Origin of the sequence: Macrococcus capreoli (assembly GCF_025628935.1) — a bacterium.
Lineage (GTDB): Bacteria > Bacillota > Bacilli > Staphylococcales > Staphylococcaceae > Macrococcoides > Macrococcoides capreoli.
This window is the reverse complement of the sequence record NZ_JAOTIS010000007.1, coordinates 35,856-50,096: the sequence shown is the minus strand read 5'-3', so window position 1 is coordinate 50,096 and position 14,241 is coordinate 35,856. Positions and strand designations below refer to the sequence as shown.

At 36.7% G+C, this 14,241-nt stretch carries 12 protein-coding genes; 3 read left to right on the top strand and 9 right to left on the bottom strand.

Going from position 1 to position 14,241, the window contains the following annotated elements:
* Positions 1–84 precede the first annotated feature (84 nt).
* Both OCL94_RS06660 and OCL94_RS06655 read right to left on the bottom strand, forming a co-directional pair.
* Positions 85–1,038 carry an L-threonine 3-dehydrogenase gene (locus tag OCL94_RS06660; protein ID WP_262995795.1) on the bottom strand — a complete coding sequence of 318 codons (954 nt, stop codon included), beginning with the start codon at positions 1,036–1,038 and terminating at the stop codon, positions 85–87.
* A 152-nt stretch (positions 1,039–1,190) separates the two neighbouring features.
* Positions 1,191–2,381: a glycine C-acetyltransferase gene (locus tag OCL94_RS06655; RefSeq protein ID WP_262995793.1), complete on the bottom strand. Its 1,191-nt coding sequence runs from the start codon at positions 2,379–2,381 to the stop codon at positions 1,191–1,193.
* Positions 2,382–2,538: 157 nt separating this feature from the next.
* Here OCL94_RS06655 and OCL94_RS06650 point away from each other — a divergent pair, with 157 nt between their 5' ends.
* The 3 genes from OCL94_RS06650 to OCL94_RS06640 are packed head-to-tail and all read left to right on the top strand — an operon-like array spanning position 2,539 to position 6,041.
* Positions 2,539–3,702 (top strand): amidohydrolase, encoded by a 1,164-nt coding sequence (locus OCL94_RS06650; protein WP_262995791.1) that lies wholly within the window; start codon positions 2,539–2,541, stop codon positions 3,700–3,702.
* Positions 3,699–4,871, top strand: coding sequence for an amidohydrolase (locus OCL94_RS06645; protein WP_262995789.1), 1,173 nt, complete (start codon positions 3,699–3,701; stop codon positions 4,869–4,871). Before OCL94_RS06650 ends, OCL94_RS06645 begins: the two co-directional genes overlap by 4 nt.
* Positions 4,872–6,041, top strand: a complete 1,170-nt coding sequence (locus OCL94_RS06640; protein WP_262995787.1) for an amidohydrolase — start codon at positions 4,872–4,874, stop codon at positions 6,039–6,041.
* Positions 6,042–6,115: 74 nt separating this feature from the next.
* Here the strand turns inward: OCL94_RS06640 and tuf are convergent, their stop codons facing one another.
* From tuf to OCL94_RS06605, 7 genes are all read right to left on the bottom strand, one after another.
* A complete protein-coding gene (gene tuf, locus OCL94_RS06635) occupies positions 6,116–7,303 on the bottom strand; it encodes an elongation factor Tu (RefSeq protein WP_262995784.1) in 1,188 nt (395 codons plus the stop codon).
* A 148-nt stretch (positions 7,304–7,451) separates the two neighbouring features.
* A complete protein-coding gene (fusA, locus tag OCL94_RS06630; protein ID WP_262995782.1) occupies positions 7,452–9,533 on the bottom strand; it encodes an elongation factor G in 2,082 nt (693 codons plus the stop codon).
* A 104-nt stretch (positions 9,534–9,637) separates the two neighbouring features.
* Positions 9,638–10,108: a 30S ribosomal protein S7 gene (rpsG, locus tag OCL94_RS06625; protein ID WP_096077875.1), complete on the bottom strand. Its 471-nt coding sequence runs from the start codon at positions 10,106–10,108 to the stop codon at positions 9,638–9,640.
* A 107-nt stretch (positions 10,109–10,215) separates the two neighbouring features.
* Positions 10,216–10,635, bottom strand: a complete 420-nt coding sequence (rpsL, locus tag OCL94_RS06620) for a 30S ribosomal protein S12 (RefSeq protein ID WP_262995779.1) — start codon at positions 10,633–10,635, stop codon at positions 10,216–10,218.
* A gap of 86 nt (positions 10,636–10,721) precedes the next feature.
* Positions 10,722–10,979, bottom strand: coding sequence for a ribosomal L7Ae/L30e/S12e/Gadd45 family protein (locus OCL94_RS06615; protein ID WP_262995777.1), 258 nt, complete (start codon positions 10,977–10,979; stop codon positions 10,722–10,724).
* Between the two features lie 96 nt (positions 10,980–11,075).
* A complete protein-coding gene (locus tag OCL94_RS06610; RefSeq protein ID WP_262995775.1) occupies positions 11,076–12,698 on the bottom strand; it encodes an ABC transporter substrate-binding protein in 1,623 nt (540 codons plus the stop codon).
* Entirely contained in the window at positions 12,698–14,239 is a 1,542-nt protein-coding gene (locus OCL94_RS06605; protein ID WP_262995773.1) for an ABC transporter substrate-binding protein, read from the bottom strand. The genes OCL94_RS06610 and OCL94_RS06605 overlap by 1 nt, the downstream gene beginning before the upstream one ends.
* Positions 14,240–14,241 lie beyond the last annotated feature (2 nt).

Sequence of the window (14,241 nt, the reverse complement as noted above, 5' to 3'; positions counted from 1 at the left end):
AATTTTTAAATTTATTTAAAATGATTTTCATAAAATTAAAAAAGCAGACCTTAAAAGATCTGCTCTAGAAATTGTTATATTTAATTATTTATTTTCTTTCGCTTTGATGGCTGTAAGCATTTCTTCAGTCATCTTATCTAAGTCAAACTTAGGATCAAAGCCCCATTGTTTCTTCGCTTCTGAAGCATCAATTGAATTTGGCCAGCTTTCAGCAATCCCTTGACGTACTGGATCTACATCATAATCTAACTCGAAATCCGGAATGTGTTTACGAATACTTGCTGCTACCATTTCAGGATCGATACTCATTGCTGTAACGTTAAATGCGTTACGGTCTTTTAAGTTTTCAGCTGGTGCTTCCATTAATTTGATGATTGCATCAATTGCATCATCCATAAACATCATATCCATGAAAGTATCTTTACCGATGTATGAAGTATATTTACCTTCACGTACAGCTTTAAAGTAGATTTCAACTGCATAATCTGTAGTACCGCCGCCCGGTTCTTTAACGTGAGAGATAAGTCCTGGGAAACGAACACCACGTGTATCTACACCAAATTTGTGGAAGTAATAGTCACATAATAATTCACCCGATACTTTGTTTACACCATACATTGTAGTAGGACGTTGGATCGTTACTTGTGGTGTATTGTCAGCTGGTGTGCTTGGTCCGAATGCACCGATTGATGATGGTGTGAAGAATTGCATGTTGTATTTACGTGCAACTTCTAATGCGTTTAATAAACCACCCATGTTTAAGTTCCATGCGAATACTGGATTCTTCTCAGCCGTTGCTGATAAAAGCGCTGCCATATGCATGATTGTATCTGCTTTAAATTCACCAGCTAATTTGTCCATACGTTCTGCATCAGTTACGTCTAATTCTTCGAAAGGCCCTTCTAATACTTTAGCGCCTTCTTCTGGACGGCGTAAATCTGTTGCTAATACATTATCTACACCATAAATTTCACGTAGTTTAAGTGTTAATTCAGTTCCAATTTGGCCTAATGCCCCAGTAATCATAATTCTTTTCATTATTAAAACCCCTTTTATACAACTGTACACCTCAAGTGTACAATTTAATGATTTTTTATTCCATTCCGACTCTATATTACTATAAAACCGTTTTCATGTCCATTAGAGAGGAACAAAAAAGACTGGGAATTAATACACCCAGTCTTTAATGATTATTTAATGATATTTAATTCTTTTCCAACACGCTCATAAATCGCTAATGCTTCATCTAACATTTCTTTTGTATGTGCTGCTGTTGGCATATTACGAACACGACCTGTTCCTTTTGGCACTGTTGGGAAGACGATTGATTTCGCATACACGCCTTCTTCCATTAAACGTTTAGAGAATTCTTGTGTTGTTTTCTCATCACCAATAATACATGGTGTAATTGGTGTTTCAGAGTGACCAATATCAAAACCTAATTTTTTAAGTCCGTCTTTTAAATAGTTACCGTTATCCCATAACTTATCATGTAATTCAGTTGATTCCATTAAAATATCAATTGCTTCAGTGATGGCGCGTGTATCGCCTGGAGTTAAAGATGTAGAGAATAGGAATGGACGTCCCGCTACTTTTAACCAGTCGATTAAATCTTTAGAACCTGCTACATATCCACCCACTACACCGATAGCTTTAGATAACGTACCGATTTGGAAGTCAATTTTGTCTTGTAAACCGAAGTGTTTTACAGTACCTGCACCTTTACCCATAACACCTGATCCATGTGCATCATCAACATAAGTGATTAAACCAAACTCTTCAGCGATCTCTACGATTTCAGGTAATTTTGCAACGTCGCCATCCATTGAGAATACGCCATCAGTAATGTACATTACTTTTTTGTATAAACCTGATTCTACAGCTTCTTTCGCTTTTGCACGTAAGTCATCCATATCAGAATGATTAACACGAATAATCTTTGCTTTAGATAAACGGCAACCATCAATAATAGATGCGTGGTTTAACTCATCAGAAAGAATTGCATCTTCTTTGTTCATTACTGCACTGATTGCTGCCATATTACAGTTGAAACCTGATTGGAATGCAATTGCTGCTTCAGTACCTTTAAATTCTGCTAATTTCTCTTCTAATTGAACATGTAAATCTAATGTTCCGTTGATTGTACGTACCGCACCAGCACCTACACCATGAGAATCGATTGCTTCTTTTGCAACTTGTTTTAAACGATCATTCGTTGCTAAACCTAGATAGTTATTAGAAGATAAGTTAATTAATTCTTTTCCTTGAATTTTAATTTTCGGACCATTTGCACCTTCTACAACGTTAATTTCATTATATAAACCGTTGTTCTTTAAATAATCTAAGTTCTCTGTTAGAAAGTCTTGCAATACTTTTGACATATATAACACCCCTTGAATGATTTTTCAATTTCATCATATCATAAAGGTATTCTAACTGCTATTGAATAAGTAAACGGTTTCTTTTAGTTTAAGAAGTTTAAATATTCTAAAATCTTTGTTACACTTATATCACTATCTATTAACGGGAGTGGTTCGATTGAATATTCAGTCACTAGTAACAGATGAAAAAGAAGAATTAGTAAAAAGTCGACGTTATTTACACATGCATCCAGAATTATCATTTCAGGAGACCAATACATATGAATATATCTTGCAATCATTAAAGCAACACTCTAACTTTACAATACGTGAACGCGTTGGTGAGAAAGGACTTGTCGCCACTATAACAAACGGACATGGGCCAACGATTGCATTTCGAGCTGATTTTGATGCATTACCGATTCAAGACCAGAAGGTTGTGACTTACAAATCACAAAATGATGGGGTCATGCATGCATGTGGACATGATGGACATACTTCTATCCTACTTGGTGTCGCTCGTATCCTTAATAAAGTTTATGACACTATCAATGGTACAGTCGTTCTCATCTTCCAATTTGGTGAAGAGCTTGCTCCTGGGGGTGCAGAGCCCATGACGCATGATGGTGCTTTAGATGGTGTCGACAGGGTATATGGTAATCACCTATGGTCACCATTTGAACGAGGTGCAATACACAGTAAAAATGATGCAATGATGGCTAGCCCTGATATGTTTAGTATTACAATTCAAGGTAAAGGTGGTCATGGTGCACACCCTGATACAGCTATTGATGCTATCGTTGCATTGGCCACTTTTATCACCAATATTCAAACTGTTGTTTCTCGCACTATTTCACCTACTAGTGAAGCCGTCTTGACGATAGGCAAAGTTATTGCAGGTGACGCATTTAACATCATAAGTGATAAGGCATTTTGTACAGGAACTGTAAGAACATTCGATCCTGAAATAAAAACAAAAATTAAAACAGCAATAGAAAATGAACTTAAAGGATTATCTATCTCAAAAGGCATTACATATGAATTAGATTATATTGATGGCTATCCGGCAGTTATTAACCAAAATGAATGCGTCGATGTCATACGTCGTGCTTCAGAAAAAGCGGGTATTCCATTTAAAGAAATGGAACAAGTTATGATAGGAGAAGACTTTTCGTATTACTTACAATCCAAACCTGGTGCCTTTTTCTTTACTGCAGCGGGTAACAAAGCACAAGGTATCACTGCCCCACATCATCATCCATTATTTGATTTTGATGAAGATGCGATGGTCGATGCATTGACAATATTCTTATATATTCTAGCTGAAGAAGGTGTCTTATGATTAATCAAGTAGATAAGTATTATGAAGAACTCGTTACATTACGTCGTCATTTTCATATGTATCCAGAACTTTCTTTTCACGAAGAAGAAACTCCCAGGTTCATTGCACAATATCTTTCTGATTTAGGCATTGAAGTTGAAACAGGCGTTGGTGGACGTGGTGTTGTTGGGCGACTTATTAAAGACCCTGAACTTCCTACGCTCGCCATTCGTGCTGACTTTGATGCCTTGCCGATTCAAGATGAAAAAGAAGTGCCTTATAAATCTAAAGTGCCAGGTGTCATGCATGCATGTGGGCATGATGCCCATACTGCTGTTTTACTTATTACTGCCAAAATCTTATCGGAAAACTTTGATCAACTGAATGGTAATTTAGTCTTCATTCACCAACATGCTGAAGAAGTAGATCCAGGTGGGGCTATTCAGATGATTGCTGATAACTGCTTAAGCGGTGTCGATGCAATCATTGGTCAACATGTATCAAGTTCTCTAGATGTAGGCAAGATTGGCTATAAATACGGTACTGCCACCGGTATACCAGACGATTTCTGGATAACGATACAAGGTAAAGGTGGGCATGCAGCACACCCTAATACTACAATTGATCCAGTCGCAGCAACAATTCGTCTATGTAATGATTTGCAATATATTGTTTCACGTAAAACAAGCCCGACAACACCCACTGTGTTATCTGTTACGCAACTTGAAGCAGGGGATCAAAACAACGTAATACCTGATACAGCTAAAATCGCTGGTACAATCAGAACCTTTGATTCCGAAACACAAAACTTAATGTACAAAGAATTGAAAAAGTGTCTTGAAGGCTTGGTAACTACGACGGGTATTACTTATGAATTAAAATATTTAAAGGGATATCCTCCTGTTATAAATACTACGAACGAAACAGATTTAATCGTCAGCGCTGCACGTAAAATTGATAGTGTAGAAGAATTAGTTGAGCTTGAACCTTCTCTTGGAGGAGAAGACTTCTCCTACTACTTGCAACGTGTTCCAGGATCTTTCTTCTATACGGGCACCCGCAATGAGAACTTTAAAGCTGATTTTCCTCATCATCATCCTAAATTTGATGTTGATGAAAAAGGATTATTAAATGCAGTTAAGGTATTTCTACAGGCTACTGATGATTATTTTAATGAGGGAGGAATATAGATGGCTTGGTATGAAGATGTTACCCAGTATAAAGAAGAATTAATTGATATCAGAAGATATTTACATATGCACCCAGAGCTTTCATTTCAAGAGACAAAGACGGCAGAATATATTGCAAACTATTTAACGTCACTTGACATTCCCATCAGTAAAAATGTTGGGGGGAATGGATTGTACGGAGTAATTGAAGGCGCATTACCCGGTCCAACAATACTCCTTCGTGCTGATTTTGACGCGCTACCTATTCAAGACTTAAAAGAAGTACCCTATAAATCTACAGTTCCAGGAGTGATGCATGCTTGTGGACATGACGGTCACACAGCAATGCTACTGATCACAGCTAAAATTATTCAAAAGTATCGTGATAAACTACAAGGTAAAGTTATTCTTTGCCATCAACATGCTGAGGAAGTTCTCCCGGGTGGCGCGAAATCGATGATAGAAACAGGTATACTCGAAGGTGTTGATTACGTTTTTGGAACACATACTTCAAGCAGCTTAAATAGCGATGCAGTCAGCTTTATTACAGGGCCTGCTTATGCATACGCAGATGCATTTACAATCAATATTAAAGGGCTTGGTGGCCACGGAGCTGAGCCTCATACGACACATGATGCAGTAATAGCAGCTAGTCATTTAATTATTCAACTTCAAACGATTGTTTCGAGAAGTATCGATCCCATTGAGACTGGCGTATTAACAATTGGAGAATTCAATAGTGGCGATGCATTTAATGTGATTGCAGAAACTGCTCACTTGAGTGGAACAGTTCGTACGTATAGTAAAACAGTAAAAACTCAAATCATTAAGAGAATGAATGAGATGATTAAAGGCATAGAAAACAGTTTCAATGTGGAAGTTACATTAGATTATGAAGATGGTTACCCAGCACTTGTTAATAGCGAAAAGGAAACACTGTGGCTGAAAAACTTAAGTGAGCAAATAGAAGAAATAAATGCTGTAGAAGTAGGAGAACCTTCACTAGGTGGTGAAGATTTTGCATATTTCTTACAACAAAGACCTGGTTGCTATTTTAATACGGGTGTAAAAAACGAGACGCTGAAAGCAGATTTTCCTCATCATCATCCAAGGTTTGATATGGACGAGAATGGCTTACTCAATGGCGTTAGAGTGTTCCTCCAATTAGTTGAGCATATGCATGAACTATAAAATTGAATAATATAATTACAAAAAATAAACCCACGAGGCGTCCCTCGTGGGTTTTAAAAATCACAAAAGTGATATTATTTTTCAATTACAGATACAACGCCTGATCCTACAGTACGTCCACCTTCACGAATTGAGAAACGAGTTCCGTCTTCAATCGCGATTGGAGAAATTAATTCAACGTTCATTTCAACGTTGTCCCCAGGCATAACCATTTCAGTACCTTCAGGTAAGTTAACTACACCAGTTACGTCAGTTGTACGGAAGTAGAACTGTGGACGGTAGTTAGTGAAGAATGGAGTATGACGTCCACCCTCTTCTTTTGATAATACGTATACTTCAGCTTTGAACTTAGTATGAGGAGTGATAGTTCCTGGTTTAGCTAATACTTGACCACGTTGAACATCGTCACGTGAAACCCCACGTAATAATGCACCGATGTTGTCACCAGCTTCAGCGTAATCTAATAATTTACGGAACATTTCAACACCTGTTACAGTTGTTTTAGATGGCTCTTCAGTTAAACCGATGATTTCAACTTCTTCACCAACTTTAACTTGTCCACGTTCAACACGTCCAGTAGCAACTGTACCACGACCAGTGATTGAGAATACGTCCTCAACTGGCATCATGAATGGTTTTTCAGAATCACGTTCTGGAGTTGGGATGTACTCATCAACTGCGTTCATTAATTCCATGATTTTTTCTTCGTATTTTTCTTCGCCTTCTAATGCTTTTAATGCTGAACCAGCGATTACAGGAATGTCGTCGCCTGGGAAATCGTATTCAGATAATAAGTCACGAACTTCCATTTCAACTAATTCTAATAATTCTTCATCGTCAACCATGTCAACTTTGTTTAAGAATACTACTAATGCAGGTACACCTACGTTACGTGATAAAAGGATGTGTTCACGAGTTTGAGGCATTGGACCGTCAGCAGCAGATACTACTAAGATACCACCGTCCATTTGAGCAGCACCAGTGATCATGTTTTTAACATAGTCAGCGTGTCCTGGGCAGTCAACGTGAGCATAGTGACGTTTTTCAGTTTCATACTCGATGTGAGAAGTATTGATTGTGATACCACGTTCTTTTTCTTCTGGTGCGTTATCGATTTGGTCGTAAGAACGAGCTTCCCCACCTAATCTTTTTGATAATACAGTTGCGATAGCAGCTGTTAAAGTTGTTTTACCGTGGTCAACGTGACCGATAGTACCAATATTGGCATGTGTTTTCGAGCGATCAAATTTTTCTTTAGCCATTTCGAAATCTCTCCTTAAGTATATGTTAGTTTTTTAATATTACTCATGAGGGATTCTCACCCTCATGAGGAAATACATATTTCATTTATAAATCATTTAGTAATAAATTGCAATATATTGAGCTGTGCACCGCTCAAGTCTTTACAAATTATTGACCTTTGTTTTTCTTGATGATTTCTTCTGATACTGATTTTGGTACTTCTTCATAGTGATCGAACACCATTGAGTAAGTTCCGCGACCTTGTGTATTAGAACGTAAGTTTGTAGCATAACCGAACATTTCAGCTAATGGTACGAATGCGCGAACAACTTGTGCGTTACCGCGAGCTTCCATACCTTCAACACGTCCACGACGGCTTGTTACGTCACCCATGATATCTCCCATGTATTCTTCAGGCATAACGATTTCTACCTTCATCATAGGTTCTAAAATAACAGGGTTACATTTTTTAGCAGCTTCTTTTAATGCTAATGAAGCAGCAACTTTGAAGGCCATCTCAGATGAATCGACATCATGGTATGAACCATCAAATAATTTAGCTTTTACATCGATTAATGGATATCCAGCTAATACACCGTTTTCCATTGCATCTTTTAATCCAGCTTCTACTGAAGGGATGTATTCACGAGGAACTACCCCACCGACGATAGCGTTTTCGAATTCGAAACCAGCACCTGTTTCGTTAGGTGTGAATTCGATATGAACGTCACCGTATTGTCCACGTCCACCAGATTGACGAGAGAATTTACCTTGAACTGCAGCAGCTGTTTTGAACGTTTCACGGTAAGATACCATTGGCGCCCCAACTGTACATTCAACTTTAAATTCACGTTTCATACGGTCAACAAGGATGTCTAAGTGAAGCTCACCCATACCACCGATGATAACTTGCCCAGTTTCTGGATCAGTATGTGCATGGAAAGTTGGATCTTCTTCTTGTAATTTAACTAAAGCGTTAGTCATTTTATCTTGGTCAGCTTTTGATTTAGGCTCAACAGATAAGTGAATAACTGGTTCTGGGAATTCCATAGATTCTAAGATTACTTGAACCTTTTCATCACATAAAGTGTCCCCAGTTGTTGTATCTTTTAAACCTACTGCAGCAGCGATATCTCCAGCGTAAACTTCAGAGATTTCTTCACGTGAGTTTGCGTGCATTTGTAAAATACGTCCTACACGTTCACGTTTACCTTTAGTAGCGTTTTGTACGTATGAACCAGAACTTAAAGTACCTGAGTACACACGGAAGAATGTTAATTTACCTACGAATGGGTCAGTCATAACTTTGAATGCTAACGCCGCGAATGGCTCGTTATCATCTGGTTTAGCGATGATTTCAGCATCTTTATCGTCAACTTCGTGACCTACGATTGGCTTAACATCTAATGGTGATGGTAAGTATGCAATTGCAGCATCTAACATTAATTGAACACCTTTGTTTTTGAATGCTGTACCAGCTAATACTGGGAAGAATTCAACATCACAAGTTGCTTGACGGATAGCAGCTTTCAATTCTTCAACTGAAATCTCTTCTCCACCTAAGTATTTGTCCATTAATTCTTCGTTAACATCCGCAACAGCTTCAATTAATTGTTCACGCATTGCTTCTGCTTCTGCTAAGTGCTCTTCAGGAACGTCAGTTACTTCAATGTCAGTACCTAAATCATTTGTATAAGTGTGTAATTTCATTTCAACTAAATCTACGATTGCGTTGAATTGATCTTCAGCACCGATAGGCATTTGAATTGGGTGTGCATTGGCTTGTAATCTATCGTGTAAAGTACCTACAGAGTATTTGAAGTCCGCACCTGTTTTATCCATTTTGTTGATAAATACAATACGAGGAACTCCGTATGTAGTAGCTTGGCGCCATACAGTTTCAGTTTGTGGTTCAACACCTGATTGTGCATCAAGTACTGTAACTGCTCCATCAAGTACACGTAAAGAACGTTCAACTTCAACAGTGAAGTCTACGTGTCCAGGTGTATCGATGATGTTGATACGAGTACCTTTCCACTGAGCTGTTGTAGCAGCTGAAGTGATTGTGATACCACGTTCTTGTTCTTGTTCCATCCAGTCCATTTGTGAAGCACCTTCGTGTGTTTCACCAATTTTGTGGATACGACCAGTATAATAAAGAATACGTTCAGTAGTCGTCGTTTTACCAGCATCGATGTGAGCCATGATACCGATATTACGAGTGTTGCTCAAAGAGAATTCTCTTGCCATGGGTATTCTTTCTCCTTCCAGGATTGGTTTATTTTAAGAAAGTAGCCCTCAAGTAAATTGATGACAGCAAGCTGTATACAATTACTAAAGGGTTAACTTTAATCTTACCAACGGTAATGAGCAAATGCTTTATTTGCTTCAGCCATTTTGTGTGTATCTTCGCGTTTCTTAACAGCACCACCAGTGTTGTTAGCCGCATCTAAGATTTCGTTAGCTAAACGCTCTTCCATAGTTTTTTCACCACGAAGACGTGCGTAGTTCACTAACCAACGTAAACCTAAAGTTGTACGACGCTCAGCGCGTACTTCTACAGGTACTTGGTAGTTAGAACCCCCAACACGACGAGCTTTAACTTCTAATACAGGCATGATGTTGTTGATCGCTTCTTCAAATACTTCCATTGAATCACGACCAGAACGTTCTTGAACTAATTCAAACGCGTTATATAAAATCTTTTGAGCAGTACCACGTTTTCCATCGATCATAATTTTGTTGATTAATTTAGTAACTAATTTTGAATTATGAATTGGATCCGGTAATACGTCTCTCTTTGCAACAGGTCCTTTACGAGGCATATTAATATCCTCCTTCCTCAGTATATTTTTTTTATTTTTCGATGTCTAGTAAGAACATTACATTTACAAAAATGAAATATTCTATTTCAACTTAAATTCAGTGTGAATTATTTTTTAGCTTTAGGTTTTTTAGCTCCGTATAAAGAACGTCCTTGCATACGGCCGTCAACACCTGAAGTATCTAATGCTCCACGTACGATATGGTAACGTACCCCCGGTAAATCTTTTACACGACCTCCACGAATAAGTACTACACTATGTTCTTGTAAGTTGTGTCCGATACCAGGAATGTAAGCATTAACTTCAATATTATTTGATAAACGCACACGTGCATATTTACGTAACGCTGAGTTAGGTTTTTTAGGTGTCATTGTTCCTACACGAGTACATACACCACGTTTTTGTGGAGATGAAATGTCAGTAGCTTTTTTCTTATGACTGTTATAACCTTTGTTTAATGCAGGCGCAGTTGATTTTTTAATTTTTGAAGTTCTTGGCTTCTTAACTAATTGGTTAATAGTTGGCATTTTGAATGTCCTCCTCTCTTTTGTTTAATTCCACACATCCAGGTGGTTCATTTTTAAAGTAAAAAAAGATTTGTAAGAATACCGCCTTACAAAGCGGGTTTCAAATGTGCAACGACTGTTGCCCTCACTTGAATGCCATATTGTTTACCCAGTTCCTCTTTCGATTTACTGAATTCAATAGGTAATTGCTTTTGGTATGCTAGTAATAGCACGGTAGTTAATAAGTGAATATTAGCATCGCATGCAATCTCAAGAGATGTTACACGATCCTTCTTAAGCGCCTTTACAGACTCTTTAAGTCCCACTACATATTGACTAGAGTGCATAACTTTTTCATTAGACATTGCAATCCTCCAAAGCTATTAAGTGCTACTCATCAACCTAAATAATATTATCATCAATTCAGAAGAATGTCAATTTTATTTAGTATATTTTTTCGATTAATTTATAGTTGTTTTCTTATCCAGGACAACATCTATATAATTAACGATACCATATGGTAGTGCATCAACATTTTTCGTGTGAGCGGCAACATAAATTTTTCGTTTCACTTTTCGTACAGGTACAAATAAATATTTTTGATTTAATTTTTTGAAATATTGATAACCTACATTACTTTGCGTTTCATGCGCTTTATACTCTAAATCGTTTACTATCTTATACCCTTCTGTTAAATGCCCATACCATTCCTGGAATTTACATTGCTTTAACAAGTCGAGCGTTTTATACGGTTGTAGATTATGATAATTCTCATACATCCAGATGAAATCTACATCTAACGTCATCAAGTTCTTATTAATATAATCGATTGGCTCAATATCGATAATCAGCAACTGGACATCGTAACTTAATAATCGATGTTTAAGCGCCTCATAAAATGTTTGTGTATAACGATTCCCAACCACTTTAACTGGACGCGTTATTTTATGTTCTTCTTCAAGTGGTTGCGTTAATGGATATTCTCGGTTGCGTGCGTTACTTTGATCACTTTCTACATATTCTTCAGCAACTTCCATGAATACCGCACTTAAAAATGCGCGTTGCTTTGTCGTTAAATCTTTATGCGGATTAAACAATAAGAACTCTTCACCAATCGTAATAAATAGAACATCATTATTTTCCTTTTTATATGAGTCGAATTGATTGTGTTCACTCAATTTATTCAAATACTTAATTTTCTCGATATCTGGTAAATGTCCTCTATAAAACAAATTGTAACGTATCGTTAAGCTATCTTCCTGATGGTCTTCTAATTGATATGGCCCTGTGCCGATTAGACGTTTTTCATCCACTTGCTTATAAATCGCACTATACTTTTGCGTTAATGTATATTCAAAAAACTTCGGACGACGACTAAAGTTCAAAATTAAATAATATTCATTGATGATTTCAATCTGTTCAATAACAGTAAATAATGCTGCAAAGGGGCTTTGTTCACTGGCACAATACTCTAAACTGCGCTTTACATCTCTTGTGGTTAATAGCGTTCCATCAGAAAATTTCACTTGTTTCTTCAAATGAATATGCAAGGCATTGTCTACCCAATTATCATAACTCACTAAATTTCGTATTATTTCGCCAGTTGATGAAACACGATAAAGCGTATCAAACATTTGGTGACTTAATTGTGCGCCAAGATAATCATTAATATGTGCAGGGTGAATTAATTCTGGAATTTTTCGCACCCATTCAATCAGTTCATAACTATCAGGTTTCTCCACTTCACTAATTTTCTTATTGACAATGGCCTGTAGATTTAAAAAAGAATGGTGGCGCCAAGGTAATTGTAATAACTTTTGTAATTCTTTAACACTCATATTATTGATATTACGATATACTTCTTCAACCGTTTCGGTTTGCACGTCCCGTTTCATTTCAATCTTAACTTTATTACCACGCCCACGACCTGGAGTATAAGTGATTATTCCTGCCTCATCCCACGTTTTTAGTAATCGGCCTAATTGTTTTCTTGAAATTAACATTTTCTCTGCAATATCATCTAAAGTGAAGTCATCTATATGATTAATGTAATATTCTAACTCGATAATACGTTGATCAATCATCAATTCACCTCTTCCACTGCTATAATTGAATCATATCTTACAATGCCGTATGCATTCACTTCATAATCTTTAAAGCTATCCATCTTTAATATTTTCTTACCGAAATAATCGATAATAACCATTAAACCATTTCGAATAAGAAATGATTCGTAATTTCTTTCTGCATATGGCCAGAAATCTACACTTTTGTGTTCGTAAATATAGAGTAGTTGTTGACTTTCCTTGAAGGATTTCATCCACTCAGTAAATTTCCCACTCATTAATAAATCAAAATACTTACATTCAACAGGTACTGCTTCATTCATCATGACAACATCCACATTAAAATCACTAAGCGATGAAGTAATGTATTGATCAAAACTAATTTCTATAAACTCAAATGATTTAACACACTGTTCTAATTTTTCAATTGTTGTATTTAATTTTTCACGTGAACCTTTTAACCCTAATAACTTCAGCTCTTCTACAAATACGTCAGGTGCTTCCATATCCTGTACAACTCGTCCTAATCGAAGTCTTTCATCAGTCGTTAATTTACTTTCTGGATTAAATAATAAAAAGTCTATACTATAGCTATTTTTCGTATGCTCTACTTTCAATGCTTTCGATTGAACAAACTCCTGATATTGTTCTGCATCGTTAATCAACCAAATATCCGTAATATCAGGCAGTTTATTCGTACAGTATGGATTTATTTTTAACTTTAGTATTTCAGGTTTAATTGAATCGACGTAGTAGGGACCTGTAAACAATATACGCTCGCCATCATTTTTATAAATCGCCGAAAATTCCTGACTCAATATCGATTTAATTAAATCTGTTTTACGTTGCAGCTTAATTTTGAATTTAAAAATATCTAACACTACAATATCAATAACATCAGATAGCCCAGGTAGACTATTACGTGCTTTCACTAATGATTTCAACGCATTCACAACGTCATCTGCAAATAACAAATCACCATTAGAAAAATGAATATCTTTATGTAAATGAATAACTAAATCATTACCGACCCATTCATCATATACAACGAGGTTTTTAGCAAGTTCATTTTCACGAACGGTATAAAGACAATCTCCCACGTTTGTAAGTACAGTAAGTAGTGCAACGTCTAATGGTTCTAATGGATGGATGACGTTCGGAATTCTGTATAAATAATCCACGTAGTTCAAATGTTTAGTATCATAATCCCTACGACTATAGAGTACTTCTTCGACGCATAAGCGGAGAATACGTTTCGATTTATCTGTCATATTTAAAGCCATCACAGATTGTAATTGCTGAACATCATAGGATTCTATTTCTCGAATAAGGTGGTTAATATACTCACCTTCAATATTTTTTAGAAATTCTATGGTTGTAGCATTACCACGTCCAACACCACTATTAAATGAAATAAAACCTTCTTCACTCCATTTGTTTAATAGGCGTGTAAGTTGGCGGGGAGAGATTTCTAGGTAATCTGAAACGGTATCACGTGAAAATGTATTTTGTTGCATATATAAATATAGCTTTAATAACTTCTCATCAACTTCTACCATTT

What these genes read in the sequence shown, in the direction of transcription:
- fusA (WP_262995782.1), bottom strand. Translation starts at nt 9,533, where the DNA reads ATGGCAAGAGAATTCTCTTTGAGCAACACTCGTAATATCGGTATCATG.
- OCL94_RS06645 (WP_262995789.1), top strand. Translation starts at nt 3,699, where the DNA reads ATGATTAATCAAGTAGATAAGTATTATGAAGAACTCGTTACATTACGT.
- OCL94_RS06660 (WP_262995795.1), bottom strand. Translation starts at nt 1,038, where the DNA reads ATGAAAAGAATTATGATTACTGGGGCATTAGGCCAAATTGGAACTGAA.
- OCL94_RS06605 (WP_262995773.1), bottom strand. Translation starts at nt 14,239, where the DNA reads ATGGTAGAAGTTGATGAGAAGTTATTAAAGCTATATTTATATATGCAA.
- tuf (WP_262995784.1), bottom strand. Translation starts at nt 7,303, where the DNA reads ATGGCTAAAGAAAAATTTGATCGCTCGAAAACACATGCCAATATTGGT.
- OCL94_RS06610 (WP_262995775.1), bottom strand. Translation starts at nt 12,698, where the DNA reads ATGATTGATCAACGTATTATCGAGTTAGAATATTACATTAATCATATA.
- OCL94_RS06640 (WP_262995787.1), top strand. Translation starts at nt 4,872, where the DNA reads ATGGCTTGGTATGAAGATGTTACCCAGTATAAAGAAGAATTAATTGAT.
- rpsG (WP_096077875.1), bottom strand. Translation starts at nt 10,108, where the DNA reads ATGCCTCGTAAAGGACCTGTTGCAAAGAGAGACGTATTACCGGATCCA.
- rpsL (WP_262995779.1), bottom strand. Translation starts at nt 10,635, where the DNA reads ATGCCAACTATTAACCAATTAGTTAAGAAGCCAAGAACTTCAAAAATT.
- OCL94_RS06655 (WP_262995793.1), bottom strand. Translation starts at nt 2,381, where the DNA reads ATGTCAAAAGTATTGCAAGACTTTCTAACAGAGAACTTAGATTATTTA.
- OCL94_RS06615 (WP_262995777.1), bottom strand. Translation starts at nt 10,979, where the DNA reads ATGTCTAATGAAAAAGTTATGCACTCTAGTCAATATGTAGTGGGACTT.